At 68.1% G+C, this 15,646-nt stretch carries 14 protein-coding genes; 6 read left to right on the plus strand and 8 right to left on the minus strand.

The features are described from left to right. Positions 1–13: 13 nt before the first annotated feature. Positions 14–1,054 (minus strand): SDR family oxidoreductase, encoded by a 1,041-nt coding sequence (locus tag ABNQ39_RS05325; protein WP_376959370.1) that lies wholly within the window; start codon positions 1,052–1,054, stop codon positions 14–16. A 206-nt stretch (positions 1,055–1,260) separates the two neighbouring features. On the opposite strand from ABNQ39_RS05325, the gene ABNQ39_RS05330 reads away from it, so the two are divergent. From ABNQ39_RS05330 to ABNQ39_RS05340, 3 genes are read left to right on the plus strand one after another with little or no spacing between them, the layout of a single operon-like run. Further along, on the plus strand, positions 1,261–1,503 hold the full coding sequence (locus ABNQ39_RS05330; protein ID WP_376959371.1) for a sulfurtransferase TusA family protein: 243 nt from the start codon (positions 1,261–1,263) through the stop codon (positions 1,501–1,503). A gap of 48 nt (positions 1,504–1,551) precedes the next feature. After that, complete coding sequence (locus ABNQ39_RS05335; RefSeq protein WP_376959372.1) at positions 1,552–2,793, plus strand: DUF2478 domain-containing protein; 1,242 nt, start codon at positions 1,552–1,554, stop codon at positions 2,791–2,793. Positions 2,794–2,821: 28 nt separating this feature from the next. Beyond that, positions 2,822–3,148: a DUF1244 domain-containing protein gene (locus ABNQ39_RS05340; protein WP_376959373.1), complete on the plus strand. Its 327-nt coding sequence runs from the start codon at positions 2,822–2,824 to the stop codon at positions 3,146–3,148. A 61-nt stretch (positions 3,149–3,209) separates the two neighbouring features. Here ABNQ39_RS05340 and ABNQ39_RS05345 read toward each other — a convergent pair whose 3' ends face one another. Together ABNQ39_RS05345 and ABNQ39_RS05350 are read right to left on the minus strand one after the other, a co-directional pair. Beyond that, positions 3,210–3,836: a glutathione S-transferase family protein gene (locus ABNQ39_RS05345; protein WP_376959374.1), complete on the minus strand. Its 627-nt coding sequence runs from the start codon at positions 3,834–3,836 to the stop codon at positions 3,210–3,212. Positions 3,837–3,930: 94 nt separating this feature from the next. Continuing rightward, complete coding sequence (locus tag ABNQ39_RS05350; RefSeq protein WP_376959375.1) at positions 3,931–4,740, minus strand: substrate-binding periplasmic protein; 810 nt, start codon at positions 4,738–4,740, stop codon at positions 3,931–3,933. A gap of 489 nt (positions 4,741–5,229) precedes the next feature. Between ABNQ39_RS05350 and ABNQ39_RS05355 the strand changes: the two genes are divergently transcribed. Then, entirely contained in the window at positions 5,230–8,559 is a 3,330-nt protein-coding gene (locus ABNQ39_RS05355) for a response regulator (RefSeq protein WP_376959376.1), read from the plus strand. Between the two features lie 120 nt (positions 8,560–8,679). Further along, on the plus strand, positions 8,680–9,600 hold the full coding sequence (locus tag ABNQ39_RS05360; protein ID WP_376959377.1) for a response regulator: 921 nt from the start codon (positions 8,680–8,682) through the stop codon (positions 9,598–9,600). Here the strand turns inward: ABNQ39_RS05360 and ABNQ39_RS05365 are convergent. The 4 genes from ABNQ39_RS05365 to cobD all read right to left on the minus strand — a co-directional run bounded on the left by ABNQ39_RS05365 (position 9,563) and on the right by cobD (position 13,852). After that, entirely contained in the window at positions 9,563–10,759 is a 1,197-nt protein-coding gene (locus ABNQ39_RS05365) for a PP2C family protein-serine/threonine phosphatase (RefSeq protein WP_376959378.1), read from the minus strand. The two genes, ABNQ39_RS05360 and ABNQ39_RS05365, sit on opposite strands and share 38 nt — an antisense overlap. A 3-nt stretch (positions 10,760–10,762) precedes the next feature. Further along, positions 10,763–11,113 (minus strand): STAS domain-containing protein, encoded by a 351-nt coding sequence (locus ABNQ39_RS05370; RefSeq protein WP_376959379.1) that lies wholly within the window; start codon positions 11,111–11,113, stop codon positions 10,763–10,765. A 56-nt stretch (positions 11,114–11,169) separates the two neighbouring features. After that, positions 11,170–12,612, minus strand: a complete 1,443-nt coding sequence (locus ABNQ39_RS05375) for a sensor domain-containing diguanylate cyclase (protein WP_376959380.1) — start codon at positions 12,610–12,612, stop codon at positions 11,170–11,172. Between the two features lie 136 nt (positions 12,613–12,748). After that, entirely contained in the window at positions 12,749–13,852 is a 1,104-nt protein-coding gene (cobD, locus tag ABNQ39_RS05380; RefSeq protein ID WP_376959381.1) for a threonine-phosphate decarboxylase CobD, read from the minus strand. Between the two features lie 65 nt (positions 13,853–13,917). Here cobD and cbiB point away from each other — a divergent pair, with 65 nt between their 5' ends. Next, a complete protein-coding gene (gene cbiB / locus ABNQ39_RS05385) occupies positions 13,918–14,880 on the plus strand; it encodes an adenosylcobinamide-phosphate synthase CbiB (RefSeq protein ID WP_376959382.1) in 963 nt (320 codons plus the stop codon). A 4-nt stretch (positions 14,881–14,884) separates the two neighbouring features. Here cbiB and ABNQ39_RS05390 read toward each other — a convergent pair whose 3' ends face one another. Then, positions 14,885–15,478, minus strand: coding sequence for a hypothetical protein (locus ABNQ39_RS05390; RefSeq protein WP_376959383.1), 594 nt, complete (start codon positions 15,476–15,478; stop codon positions 14,885–14,887). Between the last annotated feature and the right edge of the window lie 168 nt (positions 15,479–15,646).

The raw sequence follows: 15,646 nt of genomic DNA on the forward strand, positions 1-15,646 counted from the left end.
TGCCGATCGATCGTCACATCTGGCGCATCGCCCTGCCCGCCAAAGGACGGCTGGCCAGCACCACCGGCAGCAGGAACAGGGTCAGGTTGGTCCAGGAAAAGGCACGCCCCCGCCCCTCCTCCCTACCCCGGCCCCTACCCCGGCCGTGCTCCGGCTGCCGTTCCATCCAGCCGCCGCTGGCGCCCTGATATTCCGGCATGGCCGTCAGCACGCCGCCCGAGGTGTCGGGGGCCGAGCGGTTCTGGAACATGTCGCGCTCGATGGTGTGAGCGAGCGCTCGCTCGGTCATCTGCGGCGCCATGGCGTTGCCGACGGCGGCGAGACGCCCCTCGGCACCGACGAACAGCTCGCGCTGGGGATTGGCCGCCAGCGACAGGATGGCTGCGGCGACCTCCTCCGGCGGGTGGATCGGGTTCAGCGGCTTGATTGCCCGGCCGGTGTAGTTGGCGGCATGCTGCCACAGCGGGGTGTCGATGGAGGCCGGCATGACCATGCAGACATGGATGTCGGGCTCGTCCACCAGTTCCTGCCGCAGGGATTCGGTGAAGCCGCGCACGGCGAATTTCGCCGCTGTGTAGGGGGTGGCATAGCGCTGGCCGATGTTGGACACCATCGACGCGGTGTTGATGACGATGCCCTCCCCGCGGTCGAGGAAATGGGGCAGCACGGCGCGGCAGCCATGGACCATGCCGAAGAAGTCGGTGCGCACCACCTGCTCGAATACCTCGTCGGGGATATCCTCGAAGCGGCCAAAGGCGATGACGCCGGCATTGTTCACCCAGACGTCGATGCCGCCGAAGGCCTGGATGGCACGGTCTGCCAAAGCCTGCATCGCGCGCTGGTCGGTCACGTCGGTCGGAACCACCATGGCCCGGCCGCCGGCCTCGATGCACTCCTCCGCCACCTCATGCAGGGCCGCCATCCGCCGGGCGGCCAGGATCACCGCCGCCCCCTGGCTGGCGAACTCCAACGCGGTCGCCCGGCCGATGCCGCTGGAGGCGCCCGTGATGACAACCACCTTGTCGCTCATATCGCTGCCCGGCCGCTTCGCCATGACCGCAGTCCTTTCGTCAAAGTTTCTCGGGGCAAGTTCCTTGCGATTGCGCCGTACAACAGCGCAGGGGCCGGAAAATTTCGGACGAGGGTCGACCGCGGCGCATGCGGCCTTCCCGCCGCCGGTCTGGAGATGCGGAGACGAACCGGCTACAGTCACACGTCCTTGTTAAGGATTTCGTCTTCAACCAGTGTGGAGCGGGCGCGGTGCCGGCGAGAGAGCTTGACGTGAAGGGGCTGCATTGCCCGTTGCCCATCCTGCGCACCCGCGCCCTGCTGAACGGGATGGAGACCGGGGAGGAGTTGGTGGTCTATGCGACCGATCCGGCCTCCGTCATCGACTTCAAGCATTTCTGCAACACGACCGACAATGCGCTGCTGTCGCACGAAACCCAGCCCGACGAAATCCACAAGACGGTCTTCATCTACCGCATCCGCCGCGGCGGCTGAGGCGTCCATCGCCGCCCGTCCGCCGTTCCGCGAAAGGTCCCTGCCCAGATGCCGCTTCCCCCCGCCATTCTGCCGCCCCTGCGTCCCGGCGCCGTCATCCATGGGCCCGGCTCCTATGGCGTCGACACGCTGCTGGACGGCTTTTCGGCGGAGTTGAAGCGGCGCGGCTTCCGTGTCGGCGGGCTGGTCCAGCGCAACCACGGGCCGGGCGACGACTGCGCCGAGCGGATGGAGTTGGTCGACGTCGCCACCGGCCACGCCTATGACATCACCCAGAAGCTGGGGCGGGAATCGCAGTCCTGCCGCGTCGATCCGACCGGCGTGGCGGAGGCCAGCCAGGCGATCCGCAACGCCGTCGCCTCGGGCGTCGACCTGCTGGTGGTCAACAAGTTCGCCGGGCTGGAATCGCACGGCGACGGCCTGTCGGACGAGTTGCTGGCCGCCATCGCCGAAGGCGTCCCCGTGCTGACCAGCGTCGGCAGCCGCTATCTCAACGAATGGCAGACCGCGACCGGCGGCTTCTGCGACCTGCTCTCCCCGGTGGCCGACGCGCTGTGGCGCTGGTGGGGGCCGCAGCGGATGTACCAGGATCTGGTGCAGGGCGTCGCCGATGCCGACGTCCGCCGCGTCGTCACCGGTGACAAATGGGTGCTGGTGGAAACCGCCGATGGCCTCGGCGTCGCCGCAAGGCAGGCGCCGGCGGCAGAGGGCGCAGCAGAGGACACTGCGCAGCGCTGGACCGGCCGGGGCCTGCGCGACCTTGCTGCCATGGCCGCGCAGTCCTGGGATCCGCTGGAGATCGCCGTCGGCGTCGCCGCCCTGAACGCGCATTACAACCGGCCTGATGTGACCGGCGTCCCCGGCAACGGGCTGGACCTGTTCGCCTCGGTCGAGGGCCGGGTCGTGGTGATCGGCGGCTTCCCGCAGCTTGCCCGCCGCCTGCCCCGAGCCAAGGTGATCGACATGACCCCGCAGGACGGCGAATACCCCGAGGCCGCCTGCGACTGGCTGCTGCCGGGCGCCGATGCGGTGGCCATCACGGCGTCGGCCTTCGCCAACCGCACCCTGCCCCGCCTGCTGCGGGTTTCGGCGGGAGCGGAGGTGGCGATGGTCGGCCCCGGAACGCCGCTGACCCCGCGCCTGTTCGATTACGGCGTCCAGTCGCTGGCCGGTTTCGTCGCCATCGACCGCGAGGCGGTGGTGCGTACCATCGCCGGCGGCGGCGGTTCGCGCGATTTTCATCCCTATGGCCGGATGGTCACGCTGCACCGGCCACCCAACCTTAACTGAACAAGAATACCGGAGGAGTTGAGACCCCATGGCCGATCTGGACCACCAGACCCGCATCGAACTGGAAGCCGCCGCCTTCCGCGGTCTGGTCGAACATCTGCGCAAGCGCACCGACGTGCAGAACATCGACCTGATGAACCTCGCCGGCTTCTGCCGCAACTGCCTGTCGAAATGGTACGCGGCGGCGGCCAAGGAACGCGGTGTCCAACTGTCCGACGAGGATGCCCGCATCGCCGTCTACGGCATGCCCTATTCCGAATGGAAGCAGAAGCACCAGAAGGAAGCCACGCCCGAACAACAGAAGGCGTTCGAGGACACCAAGCCGCTGCACGCCGAGATCAGCGGCCACAAGTAAGCCCCCCATACCTTCACCAAGCCCCCTTCCCGCGCCGATGCACGGAGAAGGGGGCAACGCCTCAGGCGTTCACCGAAAAGGGCTGCACCACCGCCTTGAACTCCGCCATCGCCTCGCAGGCGTCGGAGTGGGCGGCGAGCACCGGCCAGCGGGAGCGGTCGAACACGGCCGGGTGGGCTTCGCCGACGAAGCGCAGGGCGCAGCCGGCGGCGATGTCGGCATGGCCGATGCGGTCGCCGAACCACCAGGGACCGGCGGCGGCGGCGCGGTCGGCCTCCAGCACGTCGAGGACGGCACCGATCTGGCCGGTGCAGCGCTCCATCCACAGATCGGACCGTTCCTTGTGCAGGACGCGTTCATAGACAAGGCTGACCGCCTTTTCGGCCAATCCCGTCGCCAGCGCTGAGAGTTTCAGCGACCGTCGGCGCTCCGGCCCCTGGCGGGCGATCAGCGCGCGGTCCGGTCCGGCGACCTCGTCCAGATGGTCGAGGATGGCGCCGCTTTCGATCAGCACCTCGCCATCCGCCAGCACCAGCGTCGGCACCCGTTTCAGCGGGTTGAAGCGCGCGACCTCCGCCGCGTCGGAAAAGACCGACCAGGGCCGATGTTCGTACGCCATGCCGTAGAGGCGCAGAGCGATGGCAACGCGGCGCACGAAGGGCGAATCATACTGTCCGATCAGAATCATCGACATAGTCCCCGCTGATGGATGGGTTGATGGATGGCCCTCTTCACCCATCCTAGACCGGATTTATCCCGCCGCCGCATTCGTGCAACGCGACTCAGTCCCGCGCCACGATCGGGGTGAGCTTGTAGCGGGCGGCGATGCTCTCCAGCCGACCATCCGCCTTGATCGCGGCAACAAAGGCGTTGACCCGGTCCAGCCAGGCTGCATCGCCCGGCGCCACCGCATAGGCGTAGGGGGTCGGCTGCACCGGCACGTCCGGCACGATCAACCGCGCCCAGGGATGGAAGGCCAGCATGCGCTGTCCATAGGGATAATCGGTCAGGAAGGCATCGGCACGGCCGGACTGCACCTCCTCCTCCCGTTCCTGCGGGCGGGTCACCGCGACGATGCGCGCAGCCTTCATGGCGGAGCGGGCGTAGCCGTCCATGTAGGTGTCCTTCTGCACCGCCACGACATTGCCGGTGCGGTCGAGATCCTCCCACCGCTGGATGCCGCCGTTGGTCTGGGTGGTCACCGCATAGATGCCGCTGCGCAGATAGGGCTGGCTGAAGGCGACTTGCTGTGCCCGTGCCGGGGTGGCGCCGATGGCGAACATGCCGATGTCGCAGCGGTCGGCCAGCAAATCCTCGATGAAGCGGGGAAAGCTGCTTTCCACCACCGTCAGGCGAACGCCCAGATCCTTGGCGAATTCCTGCGCCAGTTCCGCGTCCAGCCCCTCCAGCGCGCCGGTGCGTGGATTCCGGAACGAGATCGCATAGTAATCGGGCCAAGAACAGACACGAAGTTGCTTTTGTTCTGCAATTTTCTGAAGTCTCCCGTCCGCCGCCATGGTCGGCGCCACGATTCCGACCGACAGAAGCGACAGAATTGAGAAGCTGACTGCCCGAAGGCCGCGCGTCGCCATGTCACACCTTTCGTTAACCAACCATCGCTGTTCTTTGCGGTCTGGAAGCAAGGCCGCGAAATCCTGATGGTATCTTATCATCGACCGGTTCGCGACGGCAGCGGATGCTTGGCGTCGGGTGTGTGTAGCTGCTATTGTTCCAGGCGCAAACTTCGACCAAGGCTTGGGCCCAGCGCATTGATCCGACTGCGATCCGGTCGCGGACCGCAGATGACGGACGGCTTCGGACCCATGCAACCTGCAGCTTGGTCGCTCCACCACATCTGACCGTCCGGAACGAACGTCCTGTCCCCGTCCCCAGTCAAAGCGGATCTGAAGGGTCTCTTCGAAAAGCGGGGCGGCGTCATCGCCTTCGCCCTTCTTGCGGTTTTCGCCCTGCTGATCAACCAGGGCCAGCAGCTGATCACCGCACGTCAGGCGGCCCTCGACTCGGCCGAGGCCAGCCTCGCCAGCCTTGCGGCGGCGCTGGAGGTCTCGACCACCCGCACGGTGCAATCGGTCGACGTGACCCTGTCCTCCATCGTCGATGCGCTGTCGGACGCCAACTGGACGGGGGAGGACGGCGCCCCCGGTCCCGACCTGACGGCCATGCTGACGGACCGGTTGCGCCGGTCGCCCCACCTGCGCGGGCTGACCCTACTCGACCGCACCGGCCGGATCGTCGCCACCACCGAGGGGGCTTATCCTGCCGCCACCTATCTGACCGAATTGGACGTGTTCCACCTGCAAGCGGCTGCCCAGGGCAACGGGCTGGTCATCGGCGATCCGCGCCCGGGACGCAGCCTGATCGACCGCACCCCGGCAGGCGAACGGTCGGGCCGCTGGCTGCTGCCGATGAGCCGCGCCCTGCGCGAGGCCGACGGCACGCTGCAGGCTGTCGTCGTCGCCACCGTCAATCCGGATTACTTCCAGGGCCTGTACCGGGCGGTGCAGGGTGGTACCGGCGCGGGAATGGGCGACCGGATCGCGCTGTACCGCTATGACGGCACGCTGCTGACCGTCCAGCCGCAGACCGGGGACGAGATCGCCAAATCCTTCGCCGCAACCCCGCTGTTCCGCCATTACCTGCCGCAGGCGGAATATGGCGTGTTCCGTCATTCCGGAACCGATGTCGGCGCCGGCCCGGGAACGCGAATCGTCGCCTACCGGACCACCCCGGTCTGGCCGCTGATCCTGACGGTCAGCGTGCGCACCGACACGGTTCTGGCCCCCTGGCGCGACAATCTGCGGATGGCGTCGCTGCTGTCCGGCGGCATGATTCTGCTGCTCGGCCTGTTCGGGCTGCTGCTGGCCCGCTCCCTTGCGGCACAGCGCGAGCAGGGCAAGGAGCTGGAAGAGACCAACGCCCGCCTGTCCGCCATCGTCGATACCGCGGCGGAGGGTATCGTTACCGCGCGGCCGGACGGCGTGATCGAGACGGCCAACCCGGCCGCCCATGCCATCTTCCGCTGCGCACCGGGCGAGCTTGTCGGCCGGCCGGTGGTGGATCTTCTGCCGACCGACAGGCGGGCCGATGTCTCCCGCGCGCTGGAAGAGATCGCGCGCGGCCGCCGCGTCATGGACCTCGCCACCCGCGGCGAGACCATGGCGCTGCGGGTGGCGGCCGACGATTCCGGGGATCGGACGGAAGGCTTCCCGTTGGCCTATTCCATGGCCTTGGTGAAGACCGCCGCCGGCCCGCTTTACGCCGCCATCCTGCGCGACCTGACCGAGGAGAAGCGGCTGGAGCATACGTTGCGCGACGCCAAGGAGCGGGCGGAGGACGGCCAGCGCATCAAGATGGAATTCCTCGCGACGATGAGTCACGAGATCCGCACCCCGATGAACGGGGTGATCGGCATGGCCGGGCTGCTGCTCGACACGCCGATGGAAGCCGAACAGCGCACCTATGCCGAGACGATCCGCGATTCCGCCGAATCGCTGCTGGTCATCATCAATGACATCCTCGACTTCTCGAAGATCGACGCCGGCCGGCTGGATTTAGAGGTTGGAGAGTTCGAACTGGTGCCGATGGTCGAGAGCGTCGCCGAGATTCTGGCGCCGCGCGCCGCGGCCAAGGGACTGGACCTTGCCAGCTTCGTGCCGCCAGGGCTGCGCGGCCCCCTGCTGGGCGATGCCGGGCGGCTGCGGCAGATCCTGCTGAACCTTGCCGGCAACGCCGTGAAGTTCACCGATTCCGGCAGCGTCACCATCCTGTTGAGCGAGGAGCCCGACGAGCGGCAGGAAGCGGACGGTCCCGATGCCGGCAAGGCGGAAGACGGCGTCCACGTCCGGTTCGAGGTGCGCGACACCGGCATCGGCATCCCGGAGGAGGAGAGGCCGCGCCTGTTCGCCATGTTCACCCAGGTCGATTCGTCCCCCGCCCGGCGCCATGGCGGCACCGGTCTGGGGCTGGCGATCTGCAAGAGGTTGGCCGAGCTGATGGGCGGCCGGATCGGCGTGGACAGTGAGCCGGGGACGGGAAGCGTCTTCTGGGTGTCCGTCCCGCTTAAGCGCGGTGTCGGCAGCGCCCATCCGCCGGCTCCCACCGGCAACTGGGCCGGGCGGCGGCTTCTGCTGGTCGATGACATCGCCGTCAACCGCGATCTGCTGACCCGGCAGATCGACGGCTTCGGCATCATCGTCGAGACGGCGGAGAGCGGAGAGCAGGCGCTCGACCGGTTGGTCGCCGCCGTTCGTCTCGGCACGCCCTTCGACGCTGCGATCCTCGATCACCGCATGCCCGGCCTCACCGGACCGGAGGTGGCCCGGCGTATCCGCGCCATCCCGGAACTGGCCGGCATCCGGCTGGCGCTCGCCTCCTCGCAAAGGCTGGAGGGGCAGGAGCAGGAGCAGGCGCCGGTGGACACCCACCTGCCCAAGCCAATCCGTTTCAGCACCCTGTGCCAATGCCTCGCGCGCCTGCTGGAACGGCCTGCGCTGTCGCTGGCGGAGCCGCCGGCCGCCGGTAACGTCATTCCGCGTCCGATCGACAGCCCGGCAGCGGCGCCGCCGACCGCCGCAAAGAACGATCCGGCCCCCAATGGTCAGCCGACGCCGCGCGTCCGCGTATTGGTGGCGGAAGACAATCCGGTCAACCAGCAGCTGACGCTGGCCCTGCTGCGCCGGGCCGGTGTCAGCGCGGAGGCGGTGTCCAACGGCGAGGAGGCGGTGGAGGCCGTGACCGCCCGGCCCTACGATCTCGTCCTGATGGACGTCCAGATGCCGGTGATGGATGGGCTGGCGGCGACGCGGCGGATCCGCCGGCTGTCCGGAGCGGTGGCCCGGATTCCCGTCGTGGCGCTGACCGCCAATGCCATGCAGGGCGATGCCGCCATCTGTCTGGAGGCAGGCATGGACGACTATCTGTCCAAGCCCATCAATGCCCGCAAGCTGCTGGACACCATCGCCCGCTTCATCCCTCCGGCAGAGGACGACAAGAGCGACGGCGCCGGCCAAGCCGCATCGCCGCCGAAGGCGGACCCCGGACCCGCCACCGTCAACACCGAGAAGATCGAAGAGCTGCGCGATGCTTTGGGCAAGGATGGCTTCGCCCTGCTTCTCGAAACCTTCTTCGGCGACAGCCCGCGGCATCTCGATCTGCTGCGCGCGGCCATTGCACGCGGCGACCGCACCGGCATCGAGCGGGAAGCGCACATTCTAAAGGGCTCGGCCGCAAATGTCGGCTTCGACCGGATGGCGGAGACCGCTCACTATCTGGTCGAAGCCGCCCGCCGTGGCGACCTCGACGCACTGACCGCCACCGCCGGCGAACGCGTCGCCGACGAACTGTCGGCGGCACGGAAAGCAGCTGTGGCGTTTGTGGCGACTGCCGATTGATGTCCACAACTGGCAATGCTGCGACGCAGTGCCGCCGGTGATTGTGCGATTGCGGCGGTTTCGGTAAAATGCCATGGAATTCCCCAATCGCGCCCCGAACCGCTGGAGTACACGCCGACCATGGCCGATGCCGTCACCGCTCTGGTCGTCGATGACGAGGAAATGACCCGCGCCATCGTCGCCGGCTATCTGTCCCGCATCGGCTATCGAACGCTGGAGGCGAAGACGAAGGCGCAGGCCTGGGAGATCCTGTCGGCCAGCGGATCGACGATCCATGTCGTACTGCTCGACCGCCGGCTGTCAGATGGCGACGGGCTGGAACTGTACGAGCGGATGAAGCGCGAGCCGCATCTGGCCGACATCCCCGTCATCGTCCAGACCATCTCCGACAGCAGTTCCGAAATCGCCGCGGCGATCCGTGCCGGCGTCTTTTATTACCTGATCAAGCCCTATGACGGCGCCCTGTTGCGCTCCGTCGTCCGTGCGGCGGAGGAGACGACCGGAAGGCTGAGGAGCCTGCAAGGCGACCTGCGGTCACGCTCCGACGCCATCGGTCTGCTGCGCGACGGGCGCTTCCGCTTCCGCACCCCGCAGGAGGCGCAAAATCTGGCCATTACGTTGTCCTCGGTCGCCGCCACCGCTCACAGCCTGACCTTCGGCCTGTCGGAGATACTGGTGAACGCGGTGGAGCACGGCAACCTCGGCATCGGCTTCGAGGCGAAGGGGCGGCTGAAAGCCAGCGGCATGCTGGCGCGCGAGATCGAGGCGCGGCTGGCCTCGGCCGAACATCGCGAAAAATACGCCACCTTGCATGTCGAGCGCACCGACAACCGCGTCATTTTCACCATCACCGACATGGGGTCGGGCTTCGATTTCAACCGCTACCTGTCGGTCGATGCCTCGCAGTCGGATGCCACCCACGGCCGCGGCATCGCGCTGGCCCGCATGGTCGGTTTCGACCAGCTCACCTTTGTCGGCAACGGCAACCGCGTGGTCGGCATCGTCAATCTGGACCGGATTGCGGACGGACGCCCCGGCTGATCCACAGCACTGTCAGATCGTCGGCCAGCAGCCGGGGCACGGTCGCAAAATAGCGGTCGAGCATACGGCCCAGCGGCCTTTCCAGTTCATCGTCGCCGAGCCCCCGCACCAGGTCGGTCACGCCGCCATAGCCGAACATTTCGCCGTCCCAGCCGCGCGCCTCGTACAGCGCGTCGCTGAACAGCAGCAGGGTCGAGCCGGGCGGGAAATCCAGGCAGTGGTTGCGGTATCGCGCCTCGCCCGCCAAGCCCAAGGGCAAGCCGCAACTCGGCCCCACCTCCAACCCGCCGTCCCTGTGGCGGACCAGCGGCTTCGGCGCGCCGGCGGTGGCGTAGACCAGCCGGTCGGCACCGACGTCGACCACGGCATAGATCATCGCGGCGAACTGCGCCTCCGGCAAAAGCCCGAACAGCAGACCATTCAGCGTGCGCAGCGTCTCGGCCGGATCGTCGGCCGGCAGGTCGGTGCGGGCCAGCAGCGCGTGCAGCCGGAAGGTGTTCAGCGCCGCCGCCACCCCGTGGCCGGTGAAGTCGCACAGGAACAGGGCGAAGCGCCGGTCATCGAGCGGACGCGCGCCCCACAGATCGCCGCCCAACTCCGAACTCGATTCGAAGTGGCTGTCCATCGCGATGCCATAGCGCCCTTCCAACGACCGGCAGGCAACGGCATCCGGCAGCAGTCCCAACTGCATCTGCCGCGCCAGCGCCATCCGCTGCATGGCGCCGTGATGGTAGCTGTGCAGGCTGCGGATAACCTCCTGAAGGGAGCGGTCGAGGCGGCGCCTCTCCAGATACACCGACAGGCGGGCGGACAGTTCCGCCAGGGTCAGCGGACGCGCCAGCAGGTCGGTTGCCCCTGCCCGCATCAGCTCCGCCCGGCGGGAGCCGCTGGCAAAGCGGCCAAGGACGAGGATGGGCACGTCGCGCAGTTGCGCCATCTCCCGCAGTCCCATCAGGAGATTCGGACCGAAGCCGGGCAGCCCGGCATGCAGAAGGAGAAGCTGAGGGGGCTCGGCCGCGGCATCGGCAACCGCCTGCACCAGCCCGTCGCCATCCACCACCGTGAGGCGTCGAACCCCCAGCCGGCCCAGGACATCGCGCAGCGGCCCGGCGGCGGATGGGCAAGGATGACCGATGACGACCGGCGGACCGCCGCTCACCGCTCAGAACTCGCAGGTAATGATGGTGTGGAACTCGGAAATCTCGATCAGGTCGCGGACCTGACCGCGCGGATGCTTCAGGCGGAAGGTGATGCCGGCCTGTCTGGCAGCGTTGTTCGCCATCACCAGAAGCCCCAGCCCCGCGGAATCCATGTAATCGACGGCAGACAGGTTGAGGACGCAATCCGCGATGCCAGCCGTCTCCCATCCCGAAAGGATCGCCCGGAAATCGGTGTCGGCTTCGAAGGTGATCTGCCCGCGCATCTCCAGTTCGCGCAGGGTGCCACTGTCATGCACCGTGTAGTCCATCGCCCCGTCCCACGTCGCCAGCCACCAACCCGACGGCCCGGCCACCGAGACGTCTCCACGATCAAGGATAGCATAGCGCAGAACAGGAACCAGCCAGAAGGCTACATTCCAGGCTCGAACACCGCCACAAGGTTGCGGCCGAGATGCTTGGCGCGATAAAGCGCGAGGTCGGCGCGATGGATCGCCCGTTCCAACGTGTCGGTTGCGCCCTCCAGCCCGGCGATGCCGATGCTGACCGTCAGGCGGAAGGTGCCGTCCGGCGCCTCGATGGGCATGCGGGCGAGATGGCGGCGCACCCGTTCGGCCACCACGCGGCTTTCGTCGGCGGTCGCACCGGGCAGGACCACCACGAACTCCTCCCCACCCAGCCGGCCGAGGATGTCGTATTCCCGCAGGATGGCCTGGCAGCCGGCCGCCACCATGCGCAGCGCATCGTCGCCGGTGGCATGGCCGAAGCTGTCGTTGATGCGCTTGAAATGGTCGACATCGAGGACGAAGACCGACAGCGGCTCATGGAAGCGATGGGCGCGGGCCAACTGGGCGCGGGCCATGTCCATGAAGGAACGCCGGTTGAAAATGCCGGTCAGCGGATCGCGCGACGCCATGTCGCGCAGAGCCTCTTCCATGCTGCGGCGTTCGGTGTAGTCGTAAATCCAGGCCAGATTGACCGCGGTGCCCTGGATCACCGCCTGATTGACCGTGAACAGGGTCCAGAAGGGCGACCCGTCGGCCCGCCTGAACTGAACCTCCATGTTGGTGACACCGCCGCCGCCGCGCAGCCGCTCCAGCACGCGCAGGCGCTGGTGGCTGTCGAGGTAGTAATCACGGGCGCGGCTGCCGATCAGCTTCTCGCGCGGCAGGCCGATCAGTTCGGCGAAGCGGGTGTTGACGAAAATGATGCAGCCGTCGTCGCGGCGGGACACCGAAACGCCAATGGGGCTCTGTTCGAGGATGGCTTCAAGCCGCTCTTCGTTCGGATGCAGGTCAACCAAATCCCGGGTGACACCGGCAATGCCCGACTCGTCACGGAAAGCCCCCTTGACCGGGAAGCGGGTCGCCCCCTCCGCCACAAGGACCGGCGCCTCGTACCGGACATTGCCGCCATAGTCCGGCAGCGTGCCGGCAGCCGGACTCCCGGCCTGCGACGCATCCTCGTCCGCAAGCATGGCCTGCCGATACGCCGCATCGACATCCGTCACCGTCACCAGCCGCAGGCTTTCCGCCCCTCCTTCGGCCTTTGCGCCGGACGGAAGCGAGATCCAGGGCGCCTCCACCACCGTCACCCGGCAGACGGTGCCGTCGTTCCGCAACGCCCGGTGAGCCCGCGCCGGACCGGCGCCATCGCAGGTGTCCAGCCCGAACTCGCACAGGCTGCGTCCCGGCAAACCACCCGGTTCGCAGGCCAGCAGCGCATGGAGCGCCGGATTCGCATGATGAATGATCCCCGAAGCCGCGACGACGCAAACCCCGACCGGAAGGCGGTCGAGGATCGACAACGCGGCATCGCGTCCGTCATGCGCATCACGGCCTGCGATCATTGCCATGCAACCCGGAACCGGCATGGCCGAGAGTGTCTCATTGACTTTTAATTCCTCGCAGCGCCGGTGGTTTCCGACAAGGTCGAACTGGAAGGGCCGGACTTCTAAGAACGGTTGAGTGTATAAAATTTTCGGCGATTGTTCAAGATGCGGACATTTTACAAGGTTGCATCGCCCAAACCTGTTTCCGAACCAGCGCGTCATCAAGACGACGCCATGCCGCATCGTCTCCCGGCAGTCCGAATCGCAGCCAATCCGGTCGGTGTTCGAACCGGCGGACCAGGATCCCGGCTTCGCCCAGTGCCCGATAGAGCGCCGGTGCCCGATCGTCCTCGACAAGACGGAACAGCTCCGTCCCGCCGACCACCCGCAACCCGGCTCCCGCCAGCAGCCTGTCCAACTCCACCGCGGCACCCGTCAGGCGGTTGCGCGTGGCAGCGATCCAGCTGCGGTCGCTGAAGGCCGCCGTGGCGATGCTCAGTCCCGGTCCGGACACCGCCCAGGGCCCGATGGACTCGCGCAATGCCGCCGCCAGATCGGCCGGAGCGAGCGCTATGCCCAGGCGCAGCCCCGCCAGCCCGAAGAACTTGCCGAAGGAGCGCAGGATGACCAGCCCCGGACGGCCGGCCTGCGTGGCGGCGCTGTCGTCCGGCCGCATATCGGCGAAGGCCTCGTCCACCACCAGCCAGCCGCCGCGCGCGGCCTGCGCTGCGGCGAGCTCCAGCAGCCGGGCGACAGGCCAGCGCCGGCCATCGGGGTTGTTGGGGTTGACGACGACCAGCACGTCGGCCTCCGCCGCGTCCGCCGCCATCCGGACGTCGTGGCCGGCCAGCGCCCAGCAGCGGGCGTGCTCGGCATAGGTCGGCCCCAGCACGGCCACGCTGCCCGGTGCACGCAGCCGCGGCAACAGCTGGATCAGCGCTTGCGAACCGGAGGCTGCGGCAACCAGCTCCGCCGATGGCACACCATAGCAATCGGCCGCCGCCGCACGCAGCCCTGCCTCCTCGCCCCGGCCGGGCAGCCGGGTCCAGGCGTCCTGCGGCACCAGCGGCAGCGGATAGGGCCAAGGGTTGATGCCGGTGGACAGGTCGACCCACGGCAGCGGCGCACCGGGAAAGGCGGCGCGGGCACCGTCCAGGTCGCCGCCGTGCAGAAGAACGCCACCGGTCGCGGCCCCCTGCCCCCGCGGATCCGCAATCTGCGGGTCCGCCATGTGCGGCTTGGTCGCCGGGCTGTCTTCGGCCATGATCGCGCTCCTCATTTTCCCGTCGCGCGGCCAGCGGGCCGCCCCAATCCTGGAACGTCCCTGCCGTGCCGCTGCATCCCTTCCTGCTCGCCACCGCGCTGATCATAGAGGCGGCGGTCGGCTATCCCGATCCACTCTACGCCCGCATCCGTCACCCGGTCGTCTGGATCGGAGCGCTTATCGCGCAGTTGGACGGCGCACTCAACCGTGAGACCGATGGTTTCGACCGCCGCAAGGCGTTCGGCGTCCTGGCCGTGCTGGTGCTTCTGCTGACGGTGGGCGGAGTAGCGGTGGCGGTGGCCTGGGCCTGCTGGCTCCTGCCCTTCGGCTGGCTGGTCGAGGCGGCGCTGGCGTCCACCCTGCTGGCCCAGCGCAGCCTGCACGACCATGTGGCGGCGGTCGCCAAGGGCTTCCGCACCGCCGGGCTGGAGGGCGCGCGCAAGGCGGTATCGATGATCGTCGGCCGCAACCCGGCCACGCTGGACGAGCCCGCCGTCGCCCGTGCCGCCATCGAGAGCCTTGCCGAGAATTTTTCCGACGGGGTGGTGGCGCCGGCCTTCTGGCTGCTGGCCGGCGGGTTGCCGGGCCTGGCGCTCTACAAGGCGATCAATACGGCGGACAGTATGATCGGCCATCGCACCCCGCGTCACGAAGCCTTCGGCTGGGCAGCGGCACGGCTGGACGATCTGGTCAACCTGCCGGGATCGCGCCTGACCGCCATTCTACTGGTTGGTGCCGCCTGGATGACGCGAGGGGCGGATGCGCGGCAGGCCTGGGCATCGGTCAGGCAGGACGCCCACCGCCACCGCTCCCCCAACTCCGGCTGGCCGGAGGCGGCGATGGCTGGTGCGCTCGACCTGCGGCTGGGTGGGCCGCGGGTCTATGGAAACACCCGAATCGAGGATGTCTGGCTCGGCGCGGGACGGACCGCGGCCACGCCGGACGACATCGGCCGGGCGCTGGCGCTCTACCGCCGCGCCTGCGTGCTGCTGATCGCCGGGGCGCTGGTGCTGGCCGTGCTGGGGTGACCGGTCACCCCCGCCCCGCCCGCCGCACCATCGAGGACAGGCGGCGGCCAACCCGGCGCGCGACCTGACGGACCGCGATCAGCAGCCTGCGCGCGGTGCGGACGGGAGCGGTTTCCTTCAGCCAGGCGAGCCAGGCCGTCACCCGCACATAGCCCCAGGCGAACCAGCCGATGGTCAGCAGCTTCGGCTTGGCAATGTGGAACAGCCGCTCCACCAGGGTGATCTTGACCAGTTCCGCCCCGATGATCACGGCGGCGCCGGCCATCGGGCGGCCTGTCGCGAACAGCCAGGCGCCGACCGGCTTCGCCGGCTCCAGCAGGGCCAAAGGCACCAGCACGAGGACCAGAGACGGATAAGGTCCCAGCCCCGCCACCCATTGCCCGAATCGCGCGAACAGCGGCAGCTGCGCGATCCGGCGGGCGACCGGCCGCACCACCCAATAGGCCAATGCGTCCAGCAGGAAATACGCGACCGCGAACAGTGTCGCGACCGGCCGCAGCAGACGGGACAGCAGCCGGCGTGGCGGCGACGGCGGTTCTGGGGAGGCGGGACGGTTCTGTGCCTCGGGAGGGGCCCCGGGAGGAGGAGTGCTGTTCATTGGAAATATTCCGCCGGAGGTCTTAGGTCCCTTCTACCACGAAGGCGAGCCTTTCGTTCGTGGGAAGGGGCTGGCACCTTCACCCAAATTGTTTCTCCAAACGCACAATCGAGTCCGCCCCCTCCCCGAACGACCCCACACAACAGCCATAGCGACCGTGCCCGGCCA

The organism is Azospirillum sp. A26, from assembly GCF_042604635.1.
GTDB classification, from domain to species: Bacteria; Pseudomonadota; Alphaproteobacteria; order Azospirillales; family Azospirillaceae; genus Azospirillum; species Azospirillum palustre.